The sequence below is a fragment of the Streptomyces sp. Y309 genome (genome assembly GCF_056712025.1).
Genome location: NZ_CM160048.1, coordinates 5,818,116 through 5,833,772 on the forward strand (window position 1 = coordinate 5,818,116; position 15,657 = coordinate 5,833,772).

Annotated in this window: 15 protein-coding genes and 1 pseudogene; 12 read left to right on the forward strand and 4 right to left on the reverse strand. The window is 72.9% G+C overall.

Annotated elements, in window-relative coordinates; translation table 11 throughout:
• Window positions 1-92 precede the first annotated feature (92 nt).
• From AC0KTA_RS23830 to AC0KTA_RS23860, 7 genes are all read left to right on the forward strand, one after another.
• Window positions 93-1,370, forward strand: a complete 1,278-nt coding sequence (locus AC0KTA_RS23830) for an SPFH domain-containing protein (RefSeq protein ID WP_481050253.1) — start codon at window positions 93-95, stop codon at window positions 1,368-1,370.
• 83 nt (window positions 1,371-1,453) lie between these two features.
• On the forward strand, window positions 1,454-2,098 hold the full coding sequence (locus AC0KTA_RS23835; RefSeq protein ID WP_481050254.1) for a nucleoside/nucleotide kinase family protein: 645 nt from the start codon (window positions 1,454-1,456) through the stop codon (window positions 2,096-2,098).
• 178 nt (window positions 2,099-2,276) lie between these two features.
• Window positions 2,277-2,876: a lytic polysaccharide monooxygenase auxiliary activity family 9 protein gene (locus AC0KTA_RS23840; protein ID WP_481050255.1), complete on the forward strand. Its 600-nt coding sequence runs from the start codon at window positions 2,277-2,279 to the stop codon at window positions 2,874-2,876.
• A 131-nt stretch (window positions 2,877-3,007) separates the two neighbouring features.
• Complete coding sequence (locus tag AC0KTA_RS23845; RefSeq protein WP_481050256.1) at window positions 3,008-4,684, forward strand: AMP-binding protein; 1,677 nt, start codon at window positions 3,008-3,010, stop codon at window positions 4,682-4,684.
• Window positions 4,685-4,743: 59 nt separating this feature from the next.
• A complete protein-coding gene (locus AC0KTA_RS23850) occupies window positions 4,744-6,045 on the forward strand; it encodes a sensor histidine kinase (protein WP_481050257.1) in 1,302 nt (433 codons plus the stop codon).
• Window positions 6,012-6,677 carry a response regulator gene (locus AC0KTA_RS23855; protein WP_481050258.1) on the forward strand — a complete coding sequence of 222 codons (666 nt, stop codon included), beginning with the start codon at window positions 6,012-6,014 and terminating at the stop codon, window positions 6,675-6,677. The genes AC0KTA_RS23850 and AC0KTA_RS23855 overlap by 34 nt, the downstream gene beginning before the upstream one ends.
• Before the next feature lie 76 nt (window positions 6,678-6,753).
• Window positions 6,754-7,053: a hypothetical protein gene (locus AC0KTA_RS23860; protein ID WP_481050259.1), complete on the forward strand. Its 300-nt coding sequence runs from the start codon at window positions 6,754-6,756 to the stop codon at window positions 7,051-7,053.
• A gap of 46 nt (window positions 7,054-7,099) precedes the next feature.
• Here the strand turns inward: AC0KTA_RS23860 and AC0KTA_RS23865 are convergent, their stop codons facing one another.
• Window positions 7,100-7,969 carry an endo alpha-1,4 polygalactosaminidase gene (locus AC0KTA_RS23865; RefSeq protein WP_481050260.1) on the reverse strand — a complete coding sequence of 290 codons (870 nt, stop codon included), beginning with the start codon at window positions 7,967-7,969 and terminating at the stop codon, window positions 7,100-7,102.
• A 93-nt stretch (window positions 7,970-8,062) separates the two neighbouring features.
• Between AC0KTA_RS23865 and AC0KTA_RS23870 the strand changes: the two genes are divergently transcribed.
• The 4 genes and pseudogenes from AC0KTA_RS23870 to AC0KTA_RS23885 all read left to right on the forward strand — a co-directional run bounded on the left by AC0KTA_RS23870 (window position 8,063) and on the right by AC0KTA_RS23885 (window position 10,644).
• Window positions 8,063-8,464, forward strand: coding sequence for a tryptophan 2,3-dioxygenase family protein (locus AC0KTA_RS23870; RefSeq protein ID WP_481050261.1), 402 nt, complete (start codon window positions 8,063-8,065; stop codon window positions 8,462-8,464).
• A 195-nt stretch (window positions 8,465-8,659) separates the two neighbouring features.
• Window positions 8,660-8,791: pseudogene (locus tag AC0KTA_RS23875) on the forward strand (MbtH family protein); the annotation flags it as partial.
• Window positions 8,792-8,823: 32 nt separating this feature from the next.
• Window positions 8,824-10,389 carry a TauD/TfdA family dioxygenase gene (locus AC0KTA_RS23880; RefSeq protein WP_481050262.1) on the forward strand — a complete coding sequence of 522 codons (1,566 nt, stop codon included), beginning with the start codon at window positions 8,824-8,826 and terminating at the stop codon, window positions 10,387-10,389.
• Window positions 10,390-10,494: 105 nt separating this feature from the next.
• On the forward strand, window positions 10,495-10,644 hold the full coding sequence (locus AC0KTA_RS23885; RefSeq protein ID WP_481050263.1) for a hypothetical protein: 150 nt from the start codon (window positions 10,495-10,497) through the stop codon (window positions 10,642-10,644).
• Between the two features lie 98 nt (window positions 10,645-10,742).
• Here AC0KTA_RS23885 and trpD read toward each other — a convergent pair whose 3' ends face one another.
• Window positions 10,743-11,831 carry an anthranilate phosphoribosyltransferase gene (gene trpD / locus AC0KTA_RS23890; RefSeq protein WP_481050264.1) on the reverse strand — a complete coding sequence of 363 codons (1,089 nt, stop codon included), beginning with the start codon at window positions 11,829-11,831 and terminating at the stop codon, window positions 10,743-10,745.
• A gap of 187 nt (window positions 11,832-12,018) precedes the next feature.
• On the opposite strand from trpD, the gene pdxR reads away from it, so the two are divergent.
• Window positions 12,019-13,428, forward strand: a complete 1,410-nt coding sequence (gene pdxR, locus AC0KTA_RS23895; RefSeq protein ID WP_481050265.1) for a MocR-like pyridoxine biosynthesis transcription factor PdxR — start codon at window positions 12,019-12,021, stop codon at window positions 13,426-13,428.
• Here the strand turns inward: pdxR and AC0KTA_RS23900 are convergent.
• Both AC0KTA_RS23900 and AC0KTA_RS23905 read right to left on the reverse strand, forming a co-directional pair.
• Complete coding sequence (locus tag AC0KTA_RS23900) at window positions 13,415-14,038, reverse strand: anthranilate synthase component II (RefSeq protein ID WP_481050266.1); 624 nt, start codon at window positions 14,036-14,038, stop codon at window positions 13,415-13,417. The genes pdxR and AC0KTA_RS23900 overlap by 14 nt on opposite strands.
• Window positions 14,035-15,561: an anthranilate synthase component I family protein gene (locus AC0KTA_RS23905; protein WP_481050267.1), complete on the reverse strand. Its 1,527-nt coding sequence runs from the start codon at window positions 15,559-15,561 to the stop codon at window positions 14,035-14,037. The genes AC0KTA_RS23900 and AC0KTA_RS23905 overlap by 4 nt, the downstream gene beginning before the upstream one ends.
• Window positions 15,562-15,657 lie beyond the last annotated feature (96 nt).

Here is a 15,657-nt window from a genome sequence, read left to right on the forward strand (position 1 = left end):
CGCGTGTGGGGGTCTTGGCCTTCGCGCGCGGGGTCCTCGCGCGGTACGGAACTCATGACGGAGGCACGGATGAGGATGAGGACGAGGCACGGATGAGTACGACGACACAACGGGCGCCGGACTCCGGCGAGGGGGTCGGTCCGGCCGGTCCGTCCGGCCCCTCCGGTCCGTCCGGTCTGCCCGGTCCTTCCGGCTTCTCCGGGCGCCCGCCGCGCCTGATCCACAGCGAGGCCACGACGGAGATCCCCGTCCACCTGCTCTTCCGCGACGATCCCCAGGACATGGGGGCGGTGTCCGTCGGGCCCGCGGTGGTGCGGCGGCGGGAGGCGGTGCTGTCGGGTGGAGGGGGACGTGTGGGGGGTGGCGGTGGCGGGTCGCGGGCGGGCTCTGCGGCTGCGGGTCCGGCGGGTCCGGCGTCCGCGGCGTCCTCGTCCTCCGCGGCGCCCGTCCCCGATGTCGCGGACGCCGGGCTCGTCGAGCGTCGTGCGCGGGTGCTGCCCGGGGCGGCCGGGGTGATCGGTGGCGGTGCGGGCGCGGCCGGGTGTGTGCTCGCGTTGTGGTGGGCGGGCGTGCTGCCCGAGCCGGTGGTGCGCCTGGCCGGGCTGCCCGGGCGCGGCGGGGCCGGGGCGGCCGGGATCTCCGTCGCGCAGTGGGCCGCGCTCGCCGGGGCGGGGGCGCTCGCGCTCTTCGGGTTCGGCGGGCTCGCGCGGGGGCGGGTCGGCGGGGCATGGGTGCTCTCGCTGTTCGGCCGGTACCGGGGGAGCGTGCGGCGCACCGGGCTGCTGTGGGTGAACCCGCTGCTGCTGCGGCGCCGCGTCGACGTACGCCTGCGGCACTGGCGCAGCGAGCCCATGCCCGCCGTGGACCGCGCCGGGGTGGCGCTGCGTGTCGTGGTCCTCGTGGTGTGGCGGGTCAGGGACACCGCGCGGGCGACGCTCGCCGTCGAGGACCACGAGGAGTATCTGCGCGAGTGCGTCGAGGCGAGCACCGCGCGGGTCCTCTCCCGGCTGCCCGCCGACGCGTTCCATGACGACGCGCCGACGCTGCGGGACGCGGAGGCCGTCGGCGCGGCGCTGACGCGGGCGCTCGCGGCGCAGGCGGGGCCGGTGGGCGTGGAGATCTTCTCCGTGCAGCCGACGCGCATCGAGTACGCGCCGGAGGTCGCCGCCGCCATGCACCGCCGCCGGATCGCCGCGCTCGACGCGCGCCACCGCGACAGCGTGCTCACGTCGGTGGTGGACTCCGTGGAGGACACGGTGACCCGGCTGACCACACGGGGCCTCGTCGAACTCGACGACTACGAGCGCAAGGCGCTGGTGAAGGACCTGACGGTGGCGTTCTACACGGGGCGGGGCGGCGACGGCTCCTAGGCGTGCGCGGGGCACGCCGTCGGGTTCCGTGCGCCGGGCCGCCCTGGAGTTCCGTGCGCGACGTCGTCGTAGAGTCCCCGCCCATGACGAAGCTGACGAGACTGGCGGCGGACGCCTGGAAGCTGACCGCACGCGGCCCCCGCGTCGTCCTGGGGCTCGCGGGCCCGCCAGGCGCCGGGAAGTCCACGCTCGCCCGCGCACTGGTCGCCGAGATCGGCGAGGGCGCCGCCTATCTGCCCCTCGACGGCTTCCACCTCTCCAACGCCCAGTTGGAGCGCCTCGGCCTGACGTCCCGCAAGGGCTCGGAGCCGAGCTTCGACGTGCACGGGTACGTGGCCCTGCTGCGCCGGGTCGTCGACGACACCGCGAGTGACATCTACGTACCCGACTACGACCGCACCCTCCACGAGCCCGTAGCGGCGCGCCACCGCGTCCCGCCCGCCGCGCGGCTCGTGGTCACCGAGGGCAACTACCTGGCCTGCGACCTGCCGGGATGGCGGGCGGCGCGGGAGCTGATGGCGGCCTGCTGGTACGTCGACGCGCCACGGGACATACGCCAGGCGCGGCTGGTGGAGCGGCAGTTGGCCGGTGGTCGAGGGGCGGCGGAGGCGCGGGCGTGGGTGGCGGACAACGACGCTCCGAACGGCGAACTTGTGGAGGAATCGCGCGGGCGGTGCGACCGGATCCTCTCCACGATTGGTATGGACATGTTCAACTGCTCGCCATAATCTGAGACTTGGTCTAGACCGCACTTCCCCGCATCACCAGCACATGACACACCCCCCAACCGCCCCAGAGGTACGCAGCAGTCTCGGGAACCGACGGTGCCTCGGCGGCGGGAGGGCGCACGACCGTAAGCGCGCGCACGGCTCAGGGAACACCCCCACGTTCTTCAGGAGCGGCAGCATGCGAAAGAAGATCTCCGCGGCCATGCTCGGGATGGCGACGGTGGGAGCGTTCGTGCTCTCGACCGGCGGCGCCAGCAGCCATGGCTACACCGACCTGCCAGCAAGCCGACAGATCAACTGCGCGAAGGGCGTGGTGACCGGCTGTGGCGCGATCCAGTACGAACCGCAGAGCGTCGAGGGCCCCAAGGGCTTCCCGGCGGGCGGACCGGCCGACGGAAAGATATGTTCCGCCGGCATCGCGGGCTTCAGCTCGCTCGACAAGGCGCGCACACCGGGCGGCGCCGCCTGGCCGACCACGAAGGTATCGGCCGGTCAGAGCTACAGCTTCCGCTGGCAGTTCACGGCCCGGCACCGCACCACGGACTTCAAGTACTTCATCACCAAGCAGGGCTGGAACGAGGGGCAGCCGATCACGCGGGCGGCGCTCGACACCCAGCCGTTCCTCAACGTGCCCTACGGCGGCCAGCAGCCGCCGGCGACGCTGTCGCACAGCGGCACGATCCCGGGTGGCCGCAGCGGTCACCACGTGATCGTCGCGGTGTGGACCGTCCACGACACGTCGAACGCGTTCTACGCCTGCTCGGACGTCCAGTTCTGAGAGGCCTCGTTCCGAGGGGCCCCGGGAGTCCGGCCACCCCCCACGGGTAAGTTCTGCGCACGCCGTACGCCACGGTGACGGCGTGCGCAGACTCTCCACTTCTGACGGCACGTCAATTACCGTGCGCCGTCATGGAATTCGACGGCACAGTCGCGGAACTGGTGCGGGCGCGGTGGGGCGATCACCGTCCCGGGCTGCGCTTCGAGGACCTGGTGCTCAGCCACCACCAGGTCGCCGCGGGCGCCGCGGCGCGGGCCGCGCTCCTGCGCGACCTGCTGAGCGCGCGCCGCGAACCGCACATCGGGATCCTGCTCGACAACACCCCCGAGTACCCGCTGTGGCTGAGCGCCGCGGCGCTGGCCGGGGCGGCCGTCGCCGGGATCAACCCGACGCGGCGCGGCGCCGAACTCGCTCGCGACATCCGGCACACCGAGTGCCAGGTCCTGCTGACCGAGCGGGCCCACCTGCCGCTGCTCACCGGCCTCGACCTGCCGGGCGTACGCGTCCTGGTCACCGACACGGCCGCGTACGCGGAACTGCTCGCGCCGTACGAGGGCGCCGATCCTTCGGTGTCCGCGGGCGTCTCCCCGGCGAGCCGGATGCTCCTCTACTTCACCTCCGGGTCGACCGGCGCGCCCAAGGCCGCCCTGTGCAGCCAGCGGCGGCTCGCCGCGGCGGGCCGCTCCCTCGTGGCGCACTTCGGCGTGCGGCCCGACGACGTGCACTACATCTGCATGCCCATGTTCCACGGCAACGCGGTGATCGCCGACTGGGCGCCCGCGCTCGCCGCCGGTGCCGGGATCGCGCTGCGGCGGCGCTTCTCGGCGTCCGGATTCCTCGACGACGTACGGGACTTCGGAGCGACGTACTTCACGTACGTGGGCCGTGCCGTGCAGTACATCCTCGCCACGCCCGCCCGCGCCGACGACCGCGAACACACGCTGCGCGTCGGCTTCGGCACGGAGGCCGGGGCGGTGGACGCGCGGCGGTTCGAGGAGCGGTTCGGGGTGCGGCTCGTCGAGGGGTACGGGTCGTCGGAGGGCGGCGCGGCCATCCAGCGCACGCCGGGGACGCCGGACGGGGCGATCGGGCGGGCCGCGCCCGGGGACGACCTCGCCGTCCTCGACCCCGGCACGGGCGCGGAGTGCGCCGCCGCCGAGTTCGGGCCCGGCGGGCGGCTGCTCAACGGGGACGCCGCGATCGGCGAGCTGGTCAACCGGGGGCGGAGCCCCTTCGAGGGCTACTGGCGCAATGCCGCGGCCGACGCGGAGCGGGTGCGCCGCGACGGGTGGTACTGGACCGGGGACCTCTTCTACCGTGACACCGAGGGGTACTTCTACTTCGCCGGGCGCGCGGACGACCGGCTGCGGGTCGACAGCGAGAACCTCGCGGCCGCCGTGATCGAGGCGATCCTCGCGCGCTGGGAGCCGGTGGTGGGCGTCGCCGTGTACGCCGTGCCGGACCCCGTCGCCGGAGACCAGGTCATGGCCGCGCTCGCCCTCCGCGAGGGGGTGTCGTCCTTCGACCCGCTTGCCTTCTCCGAGTTCCTGCTGGCGCAGGAGGACTTGGGGACGAAGATGGCGCCCCGCTTCGTGCGGGTCCTGACCCGGTTGCCCGTGACCGCCACGAACAAGGTGGCGCGGGGGGTGCTGCGGGGGGAGGGGTTCCGTTGCGCGGTCGGGGGTGGTGGGGGCGGGGTGTGGTGGCGGCCGCGGGGGAGCGGGGCGTATCGGGTGTTCACGGAGGCTGATGTGGCGGGGGTTGTGGGGGAGTTCAGGGAGAGGGGACGGGAGGGCTTGCTTGAGTAGTAGAGGGCGGGTGGGTGGGGGAAAATCCCGCCGCGGAGCGGCGGGATTAACGTGCACCCATGCAACGGGACAGCATGTGGGCCGCCCTGCGAAGACGGGACTACCTCCGCAGAACCGCTCCCTGGAGGTCGGCCGCGTACGTGACAGGCGGGGCTTTCCTCGGCGCCCCCCTCCTAGGGGTACTCGCGGCCGGCCTGGCCACAGGCGTGGCCCTCAGCGTCGTGGCCGTAGGCCTGCCCCTCCTCGCCCTCCTGGCCCTGGCGGGCGTACCCGTGGGCGCCCTGGAACGACGCAGGCTGCGCCTCGTGGACCCGGCGCCCGCGCCGAGCCCCCACCTCCCCCCGAGCACCCCGGGCCTCACGGCCTGGCTCCGCCTGCGCGCCCGCGAACAGGCGACCTGGCGCGAGCTGGCGTACGCCGTCCTGATGGCGTTCGTCCTGTGGCCCCTGGACCTCGCGGTCGCGGCCTGCACCCTCGCCCTGCCGTTCCTGCTCGCCGCGGCCCCCGCCCACCTCGCCCTGACGGGCGGCCCAGACGACGGCGGCGTACGCCCGGGCAAGCTCTGGCTGGTCGAGAGCTACCCGGCCGCCTGCGGCACCGCGGCCCTCGGCCTCGCCCTGCTCCTCGTCCTCCTCTATCCCCTCGGCGCGTACGCCGCCGCCCGCGCCGCCCTCGTCCGGCTGATGCTCGCCCCGCGCGAGGCGGAGGCGCAGGCGCGGCTCGCCGAGGTGACCCGCTCCCGGGCCCGCCTGGTCACCGCCTTCGAGGCCGAACGCCGCCGCATCGAACGGGACTTGCACGACGGCGCCCAGCAGCGACTGGTCGCGCTCAGCATGGCGCTCGGCCTCGCCCGGCTCGACGCCGACCCGGGCGGCCCGCTCGCCGCCCGCCTCGCCGCCGCGCACACCGAGGCCGACGCGGTCCTCGCCGAGCTGCGCGAACTCATCCGCGGCATCCACCCCCAGGTCCTCGCCGACTACGGCCTGCCCGCCGCCGTAGAGGACGCCGCCGACCGCTCACCCGTCCCCGTCGACATCGACACCGACCTGCCCCGGCTGCCCGAACCCGTCGAGTCGGCCGCGTACTTCGCCGTCCGCGAGGCCCTCGCCAACGTCGCCCGGCACAGCGGCGCCACCCGCGCCGCGGTCCGCGCGCGGTACGCCGGCGGCGCCCTGCGCCTGACCGTGCGCGACGACGGCACGGGCGGCGCCGACCCCGCGCGCGGCACCGGGCTCACCGGCCTCGCCGACCGCCTCGCCGTCCTCGATGGCACACTGACCGTCACCAGCCTGCCCGGCGGCCCCACCGTCCTGACCTTGGAGATCCCGTGCAGCCCGCGCCCACCGGAACCCGTCGCGTAGTCCTCGCCGAGGACAGCGTGCTGCTGCGCGAGGGCCTCGTCGGCGTACTCGGCCGGTTCGGGCACGAGGTGCTCGCGGCGGTCGGCGACGCAGACGCGCTGCGCGAGGCCGTGGCGACGTACGAACCGGACGTCGTCGTCACCGACGTGCGCATGCCGCCCGGCTTCCAGGACGAGGGGCTGCGCGCCGCGATCGCCCTGCGCGCGGAGCGGCCCGGCCTTCCGGTGCTCGTGCTCAGCCAGTACGTCCAGCGGTCGTACGCCGCCGAGTTGCTGGACACCGGGGACGGCGGCGGCGTCGGGTATCTGCTGAAGGACCGGGTCGGGCAGGTCGAGCAGTTCGTCGACGCGTTCACGCGGGTCGCGGAGGGCGGCACGGTCGTCGACCCCGAAGTCGTACGCCAGTTGCTGCGGCGGCGGCGCGATCCGCTGGAGCGGCTGACGCCGCGCGAGCGAGAGGTGCTCTCGCTGGTCGCGGAGGGCCGGTCCAACGCGGCGATCGCCGCCGAACTCGTCGTCACCGAAGCGGCGGTGGGCAAGCACGTCGGCAACATCCTCGCCAAGCTCGACCTGCCGCTCACCGAGGGAACGCACCGCCGGGTGCTCGCGGTCCTGGCGTATCTGCGGGCCTGAACGCCCGTATCTTCGTACGCCTCTCCGTACCCTTCTCCGTACGCTTTGACGTGTACCCCTCGACTACGATCTCGGCATGAGCGTCTCCGACCAAGCGCCACCAGAACACCCGGAACGCACCGGACTCACCCCGCGCCAGGCCCGGCGGCTGCGCATCGCCGCGGCCTCGCTGCTGATGGCCGCGGTCGCGGTGCTGCTCGGGATCCGGCTCGCGAGCCGGTCGTCGGTCCTGGTCGTCGGCGTGTACGGACTGCTGCTCATACTCTGCGGCCTGGTCATCGAGCTCAGCAGGCGCGGGCGGACCAGGCTCGGCAGCTACCTGATGGGGGCCGGTCTGGTCGCGGCTCTGGTCATGGATGTGGTGGTGCTTTCCTGACGTCGGTGCTGTTCTGACACCGGTGCCGTTCAGACGTCGGTGAACCTCAGCACCGCCGGTGCACGTACCCGTCCTCCCCAGCTGGCCGCACATCCCGGTCCCGCAGAACAATGGACAGCTTCTCGCCCCAGCGGCGGCACGCCGCCTCGTACCCCTTCGTCTCGTACTCGATGTCGAAGACCTTCCGGTCGTACGCCGCCGCGAACGCCCCGCACTCGTCGTACTGTCCGCACTCCTCGACGACCGCGAAGTCGAACCCGATCCGCTTGCTCTGCTTGTCGAGGAGTTCCGCGGTGTTCTTCTGGGCGATCGCGAGCCCCTGGTCGTGTGCCCGGCGGACGAGGAGCCGCGCGAACGCCGCCGCGTCGGCGGTGTCGAGGCGGTCGTCGGAGCGGGCGTAGGAGTCGAGGTTGTCGGGCTCGACCGCGTCGAACCCGGCGCGCGCGCAACCGTCGATCCAGGGGCCGACGACGCCGAGCAGCTCCTCGCGCTTGGCGGCGGTGGAGATGTCGAGCAGCGGCTCGTCCCAGTCCTCGTCGATCACCGGCTCCCCGTCGTCGTCGCGCAGGATCAGACCGGGGTGCTTGTCCCGCCACCAGTCGGCGGCCTCCTTGCCCGGCTGGGCCTGGAAGGCATTGACGTAACAGATGTTGTAGCGGCCGGGGACGGGCTTCGCCGAGCGGTCGCGGGAGACGGCGCGCACGCCGTCGGGGGGTGGGTAGGCGCCGCCCAGTTGGTAGTCGAACGCGGCGTCGGGGGTTGGTGGGCGCGGGGTGTCGGTGTCCGTGGGGTTGTTGGTGTCTGCGGTCGAGCAGCCCGCGAGCATCGCGAGGGCGGTCGCCGCGGTGGCGAGGGTGAGGGCGGTCAGTGGGGCGGTGGTGCGAGGTGCGCGGAGGGCGCGGTGGGCGCGGGGCATCTGACCGTCCTGGTGTTCCGTGCTTGCTGTTTCCCTGGTGAGGTGCGCTTTTAAGTGTGCGCTTGATGACGGTGCTTGGGGAATTTCCTAGACGTGGACAGCGTCCTGTTCCTGGCCACGCACCAGTCGTGCGAAATCTTCTTCGCCGTCATGCTGCGGCATTTGGAGGCGGTGCGCGCCGCACTCGACGCGGGCGACGCGGCCCTTGCCGCTCGGCGGGTCGCCCCGCTTCCCATCATCGTGAGCACACTGGTGCGACAGTTCGACGGCCTCGCGACGCTGACGCCCGCCGCATTCGACGCGATACGCACGGAGCTGGGCAGCGCGAGCGGATTCCAGTCCGCTCAGTTCCGGGAGGTCGAATATCTCTGTGGGCGGCGGGACACGCGTTTTCTGAACATCGAGGGATTCACAGAAGGCGACCGGGCGCGGAGGCCGAAGGCCGATTTCCCACGACGGAGCCGCACGAGAACACGAAGCTCGTCCGACACATAAAGCCCGTCCGGCGCTTGAGGACGAGGGAGGCCGCAGGGGCAGGCCGACCGACGCACCCGCCCCATGTTCGCCAAGGTGTCAGCAGCTTGTCAGAGCCGTGCCGAGAACATGACGGTACGGGCGGGGAGCGCGCGCTCCTGCATCGAGCGCCGGTCCCGGCCGCCCCGCTGACGACTCGGATACGGAGTGTGCGACGTGTCGAACCCTTTTGAGGACCCGGACGGAACCTTCCTCGTGCTGGTGAACGACGAGGGCCCGCGGGACGAGGCCCTTGCCTACGTCGAGGAGCACTGGACGGACATGCGCCCGAGCAGCCTGCGCGAGTCGACGGGCCGCGGCACCGCGCGATCCGCAACCTCATGCTGCAGTCCTGCGCGCCGCGCGTGCTCCAGCCCGTCATGGACGGCGTGCACCGGCACACCCGCGAACTCGTCGCCCGCGCCGTCGAGTCGGGCGGCGCCGACTTCGTCACCGACGTCGCCGACCACATACCGATCCACACCATGGGCGACCTCATGGACATCCCGTACGCCGACCGCCCGCGCCTGGTCGAGTGGAGCACCCAGACGCTGCCCCGGCACGACAGCGCGGACAGCGAGATGGAATCGCTGATGGCGCGCAACGAGATCCTGCTCTACCTCACCGCGCTGGCCGCCGAGCGGCGCAAGAACCCCGGCGAGGACGTCTTCAGCGTCCTCGCCACCACCGAGGTGGACGGCAAGCCGCTGACCGAGGACGAGATCGTCTTCAACTGCTACAGCCTCATCCTCGGCGGCGACGAGTCCACCCGGATGGCGCTCGTCGGCGGCCTCATCGCGCTCGCCGAGAACCCGGTCCCGCGCGGCGGCTCTACTCCAACTTCGTACACGGCTACAGCGGCCTGCCCGTCGCCTTCACGGCGGAGCCGGCCAGGGAAGGGACGGACGGCGATGCGTGACGAGAGGCGGACGACGGGAGGCACGACGCTGGCCGTGCTGCACGTCGACGGGGACTTCGCGGCGGAGGGGGACTTCAGCTCCGGCCAGATGGGTAAGGGGGCCGGAAGCGGAGGATCCGACTCCTGGGAGGCAGTGCGCGTACGGGCCGACGAGCTGATCGCCGAATGCGGCGCGGTGCTCGTCCGCGGCCTCGGCATCGCCGACGCCGCCGCCTTCCACCGCACGGTCACCCGCTTCGGCGACTCCCTCATCGACAGCTACCGCGGCGGCAACACCCCGCGCGCCACGGTGTCCGACGGCGTCTTCACCTCCACCGAGTACCCGGCGCGCTACGACATCTCCTTGCACAACGAGATGTCGTACGCCGCCCAGTGGCCGACGCGGCTGTACTTCTGCTGCCTGGACGCCCCCGACACCGGCGGCGCGACCCCGGTGTGCGACGGCGAGGCGCTGCTCGGGGGCCTGTCGCCCGAGGTGCGCGCGCGGTTCGCGGACGGCGTCGTCTACCACCAGTTCCTGCACGGCGGCTTCGGGCTCGGCAAGTCCTGGCAGGCCACCTTCGAGACCGAGGACAAGGCGGTCGTCGAGGAGTTCCTGACGGCCTCCGAGGCCGAGTTCGAGTGGACGGACGACGGCGGCCTTCGGGTGCGCCAGCACCGGCCCGGCATCCGCGAGAACCCCCGCACCGGCCGCGACACCTGGTTCAACCAGGCCGACCAGTGGCACCCGTCCAACCTGCCGCCGGAGGAGGCCGAGACCCTGCTGTCCCTGATCGACAGCTACGACGAACTGCCGCACTGGATCACCTACGCCGACGGCGCGCCGCTCACCGACGAGGACCTGGCCGAGGTGCGCGCGGCCCAGCGCGCGCACCGGATCGCGGAGCCGTGGGCGGCCGGCGACATCATGATCGTCGACAACATGTCCGTCCTGCACGGCCGGGAGGCCTTCACCGGCTCGCGCAAGGTGGTGGTGTCCATGACCTGAGCCGCGGGGCCCGCCCCACGGGGAAGCGGGCCGCGCGCCAACGGGGGAGCGGGCCGCGCGCAGCCTCGCGGCTCGACGGACGGAGAGCGGCGTCCGCGGCCCGCCATGGTGTACGCGGCACAGGGCGCCGACGCGATCCTGGTCGGGGAGTCCGTGGTGACGGGGGACGACAGCAGGAAGGCGGTGGCCGAACTGGTGGAGGCTGGGCGCAGGCGCCTCGGCGGCGGGCGTGGCGGGATGGTGGCCTCTCCGTGACGGTGGGCGCAGGACTCGGCTTCCCGGCCCTGGGCCCACCCCTGCGAAGTCTCCGCTTCTGACGGTCACCCGACCTCGTCCCTGACTCTTCTGGTCCCTCAACTTCCCTGATTCCGGCGCTTCGTCGTGACCGTCGCCCAGCGGTCCAGGAGCGCGGCCGCGGCTCCCGAGTCGATGGCGTCGGCCGCTCGTTCCATGCCGTCCGCGATGCGTTCCGTGACCGGGCGGCTGCTGGGTTCGAGCGCCGCGAGCCCCGCGGCGGCCGACAGCAGCACCGCGTCCCTGACCGGCCCCCGCGCCCCCGCGAACAACTCCCGGGCCACGCGAGCGTTGTGTGCCCGGTCACCGCCGCGCAGCGCGTCCGCGCCGGCGTAGGCCAAGCCGATGTCCCGCGGGTCGAAGGACTCCTCACGCACCTCGGAGCCGGAGACCGACCAGACAGTGGAGGTAGTCGTGACCGTCAGCTCGTCCATCCCGTCGTCACCCCGGAAGACAAGCGCCGAGACACCCCGCCGCGCCAGCACCCCCGCGAGCAGCGGCGCGAGCCGCGCGTCGGCCACGCCCACCGCCCGGGCCACGGGCGAGGCCGGATTCGTCAGCGGACCCAGGATGTTGAACACGGTGCGGATGCCGAGCTCGCGGCGCGGACCGGCCGCGTGCCGCATGGCCGGGTGGAACAGCGGCGCGAAGCAGAAGGTGATGCCCACCTCCGCCGCGACGTCCGCGATCTCCGGCGCGGGCAGGTCGAGCGCGACCCCCAGCTCCTCCAGGACATCGGCGGAGCCGCACGCGGAGGACGCCGAGCGATTGCCGTGCTTGACGACGCACGCCCCGGCGCCGGCCGCGACGACGGCCGACATCGTGGAGACGTTGACGCTGTTGGAGCCGTCGCCGCCGGTGCCGACGATGTCGAGCGCGGGCCCGGCCACGGCCAGCGGCACGGCGCGGGCGTACATGGCGTCGACCAGACCGTCGATCTCCTCGACCGTCTCGCCCTTGGCGCGCAGCGCCACCATCAGACCCGCGAGCCGCGCGGGCCCCGCGGCGCCCGACATCACCTGATCCATCGCCCAGGCGGTCTCCCCAGCGGTCAGATCCCTGCGGCTCAGCAGCGCGTTCAGCAAGTCCGGCCAGGTACGGCCCGGTTTCTCATCGGCAGTCACGTCGGCAGCCACGTCGGCAGTCACGGAATTCTCCTCGAAGAAGAAGAGCGAGCTCGTCCTTTTCGTGCTGGCTTTTCGTTCTGGCCTTCATTCTGGGGAGTGGCGGGCGCACCCTCCAGACCACTTTCCGAGGAGCCGTACGGGCCAATTACAGAAACAAGGTCAAATTCAGCACAGCACACCGGAGTTCACGAAAGAACGGGGAGGGGCCATGGCCCTGCACATGACGGTGGACGTCGTCAGGGAATCCAAGCAGTCCCTGACCTCCCAGATACAGCGTTTCATCAGGAAGGAGATAGCGGAGGGCATTCTGCACCCCGGCACCCGGCTGCCGTCCAGCAGGCGCCTCGCGGACGACCTGGGCGTCTCGCGCAGCGTGGTCGTCGAGGCGTTCGGGCAGCTCGTCGCCGAGGGCTATCTGGAGGCGGTGCGGGGCGCGGGCACCCGCGTGGTGGAGCACCTGGACGCCGCGCCCGCGCAGGTCGTGCCCGCGCTGCTCAACGAGGGCCCCGATGCCCACCCGCCCGGCGTCCGCTGGGACCTGAGACCCGGCGGCCGGAACTTCGCCGCGTTCCCGCGCCGCGAGTGGCTGAACTGCTACCAGCGCGTCCTGAACCGCGCCGACGCCACCGACCACGGCTATCCGCCGCCCCCGGGCGAGGCCGGCCTGCGCCTCGAGCTCGCCCACTGCCTGGGCCGCCTCCGGGGCGTGCGCACCGGCGCGGACCAGGTGATGGTGGTCGCCGGATTCGCGCAGACGCTGGCCCTGGTGTGCGTGGTCCTGGCCCAGGAGGGCGTGGACGCGCTCGGCATCGAGGACCCGGGCCACGCCGGGCAGCGGCAGTTCGTGCGCGACAGCGGACTGCGGCCGGTGCCGCTGCCGGTGGACGCGGAGGGCATCGACGTGGACGCACTGGTCGAGTCCGGCGCCCGAGCCGTCCTGATCACGCCCGCCCACCAGTTCCCCACCGGCGTCACGCTGTCCGCCCGGCGGCGCGAGGCCCTGGCCCGCTGGGCGCGCGAGATCGGCGGCTGGGTGATCGAGGACGACTACGACGGCGGGCTCTGGTACGAACAGGGCGGCATCCGCCCGCTCGCCTTCCAGCGCCAGGCCCCCGACCACGTGGTGTACGCGGGCACGGTGAGCAAGACCCTCGCCCCCGGCCTGCGGCTCGGCTGGATCGCCGCGCCCCGGCCGATGCTGGACAAGCTGCTGCGGGTGCGCGCCCGGCAGGACCTGGGCACGGACACGCTCACCCAGCTCGCCTTCGCGGAGCTGCTGCGCGGCGGCCTGTTCGACCGCCATCTGCGCCGCCTCAACGCCCGCGGCCGCGACCGCCGCGAGGCGCTGGACGAGGCGGTGCGCAGACATCTGCCCGGGGCCAGGGTCATCGGCCGCGCGGCGGGCCTGCACGCGTACATAAGGCTGCCCCGGCACACCGACGAGGCCGCGGTGGTGGCCGGGGCACGCGCCCGGTCGGTCCTGGTGCGCGGGGGCGCGGCCTTCCACGCCCGGCCGGGCACCGCCGCCCCCGCGCTGGTCGTGGGCCATGTGCACCTGCCCTGCTCGGGCATCACGGAGGCGGTGCGGGAGATCGGAGAGGTGGTCAGGGGGCGGTGACGGAGAGCCCGGGGGTGAACCGACGCGTGCTCTGCGCGAGGAAGTTCTCCATCATCGTCAGGCCGCCGTTGGTCATGATGCTCTCGGGGTGGAACTGCACGCCCTCGACGGGCAGTTCCCGGTGCCGCAGCCCCATCACATAGCCGTGGTCGAGGGCGGTGGCCGTCGTCACCAGCTCGTCGGGCAGCGGTTCGGCGACGACCAGCGAGTGGTAGCGGGTGGCTTCGAGGGTGTGGCCGAGGCCCTGGAAGATCCCGGCGCCGTCGTGCCGCACCGTGCTGGTGCGCCCGTGCATCACCTGCCCGGCCACCTCGACCCGGCCGCCGTACGCGAGCGCGATCGCCTGGTGCCCCAGGCACACGCCGAGCAGCGGCACCCGCCCCGCGAACTCCCTTACCAGCTCGACGTGTCCGGACTCGGACGGATGCCCGGGGCCGGGCCCGAGCACCACGGCGTCGGGCGCCGTCGCGGCCAGCTCGGCGGGGGAGCGGGTCAGGGAGCGCACGACCCGGGTCTCGGCACCGAGGGTGCGCAGATACTGGTCGATGATGTGGACGAAGCTGTCGTAGGCGTCGATCAGCAGAACTCTCGTACCCTGAAAGCTGTTCACGACAGCAACTCCTCACCGGTCAGGGCCCAGTAGGCCGCCCCCATCTTCGCCAGCGTCTCGCGCCACTCGGCCTCCGGCTCGGACTGGGCGACCATGCCGGCCGAGCTCTGCGTGGAGTAGGTGTGCCCGTCGTACTCGACCGTGCGGATGCACAGCGCGAGTTCGCTCCAGCCGCGCACGTCGACGAGGCCGACGGCGCCCGCGTAGGCGCCGCGCCGCTCCCGCTCCAGGCCGTCGACGATCTCCATGGCGCGCACCTTGGGCGCCCCCGTCATGGTGCCCGCGGGGAACGTCGCGCGCACCGCCTGCCAGGTGTCCACCCCGGCCTCAAGACGTCCGGAGACCGTCGACACCAGGTGGAAGACGTGGCTGAAGCTCTCCACGGCCATCAGCTCGGCCACCGGCTGGGTGCTCGGCACGGTCACCCGCCCGATGTCGTTGCGGCACAGGTCGACCAGCATGATGTGCTCGGCCTGCTCCTTGACGGACTCGCGCATCTCCTTGACGCGGCGCTGGTTCTCCTCCTCGTCGGGGCCGCGCCGCGCCGTGCCCGCGATGGGGCGCATCACGATCTCGTCGCCCTCGATCCGGAAGAACAGCTCCGGGCTCGCGCCGATCAGCGTGTGGCCCGCACGCGGCATCAGATACATGTACGGCGAGGGGTTGCGGGCGCGAAGCCGCCGGTAGAGGTCGACGGGTGTCAACGCGGTGCGGACGTCGATGCGGTGGCCGATCTGGATCTGGTAGATGTCGCCGACCCTGATGTGCTCCAGGCACGTCCGGGCCCAGCCGAGGAACGTCTCGCGGCTCACGCTGTCCCGCACGGACCGCGGCGCGGGAGCCTCGGGCACCACCGGCTCGCGCGCCCCTGCGGCCGCCCGCGCCGCTTCCCGGGCCCACGCGGCGAGGTCCCGGGCGGGCACGGCGACGGCGTCCCCGAACGCCCGGCTCTCGGCCCGCAGATGACGCACCGTCCCGTCGGCCACCTCGTACCAGACGGTGTCCCGGAACAGGGTGAGCGTGATGTCCGGGCCGCCCGGCCGCTTGGTGCGGGCGGGCAGCTCCTCCATGTGCCAGGCGGATTCGTACGCGAGGGTCGTCAGGAAGCCGAACGCGAAGGCCGTCTCGGGCACCTCGGTGTCCAGCTCGAACAGCCGCTGCGCGCGGGCGAGGGCGTCCCAGACCTGGTCGGCGGCGGCGAAGCGCAGCCGGTGCACGCCGGGGGCCGGGTCCTCCGGGTGGTCCCCGCGCAGCCCGGCCGCCAGCGCCGCGCCGGCCAGCGTGCGGGTGAGGGCGGGCGGTCCTTCGAGGTCGACGTAGCCGTCGTACACCCGTATCTCCGCGAGCCGCCCGAAGCCGACGACGGCCGAACGGCGGTCCTGGTCGGCGCCGTCGACGCTCTCGAACAGGAACACGTCGTCCTGGCCGAGGGCCTCGCGCAGCGGGACGTACAGGTCAAGGGGGTCGTGGCGGGGCAGCTCGGCAGCGGTCACCCGCACGCCGACCGTCGTTGTTTCCGGCATGGTGAACTCCCTTTCACCGGCGGTGAATCCACTGATTCCGTAAGCGAAATGAGTGAACCAGCGGCGACGCGCGCCGTGCCAGACCAATTGCCCGCC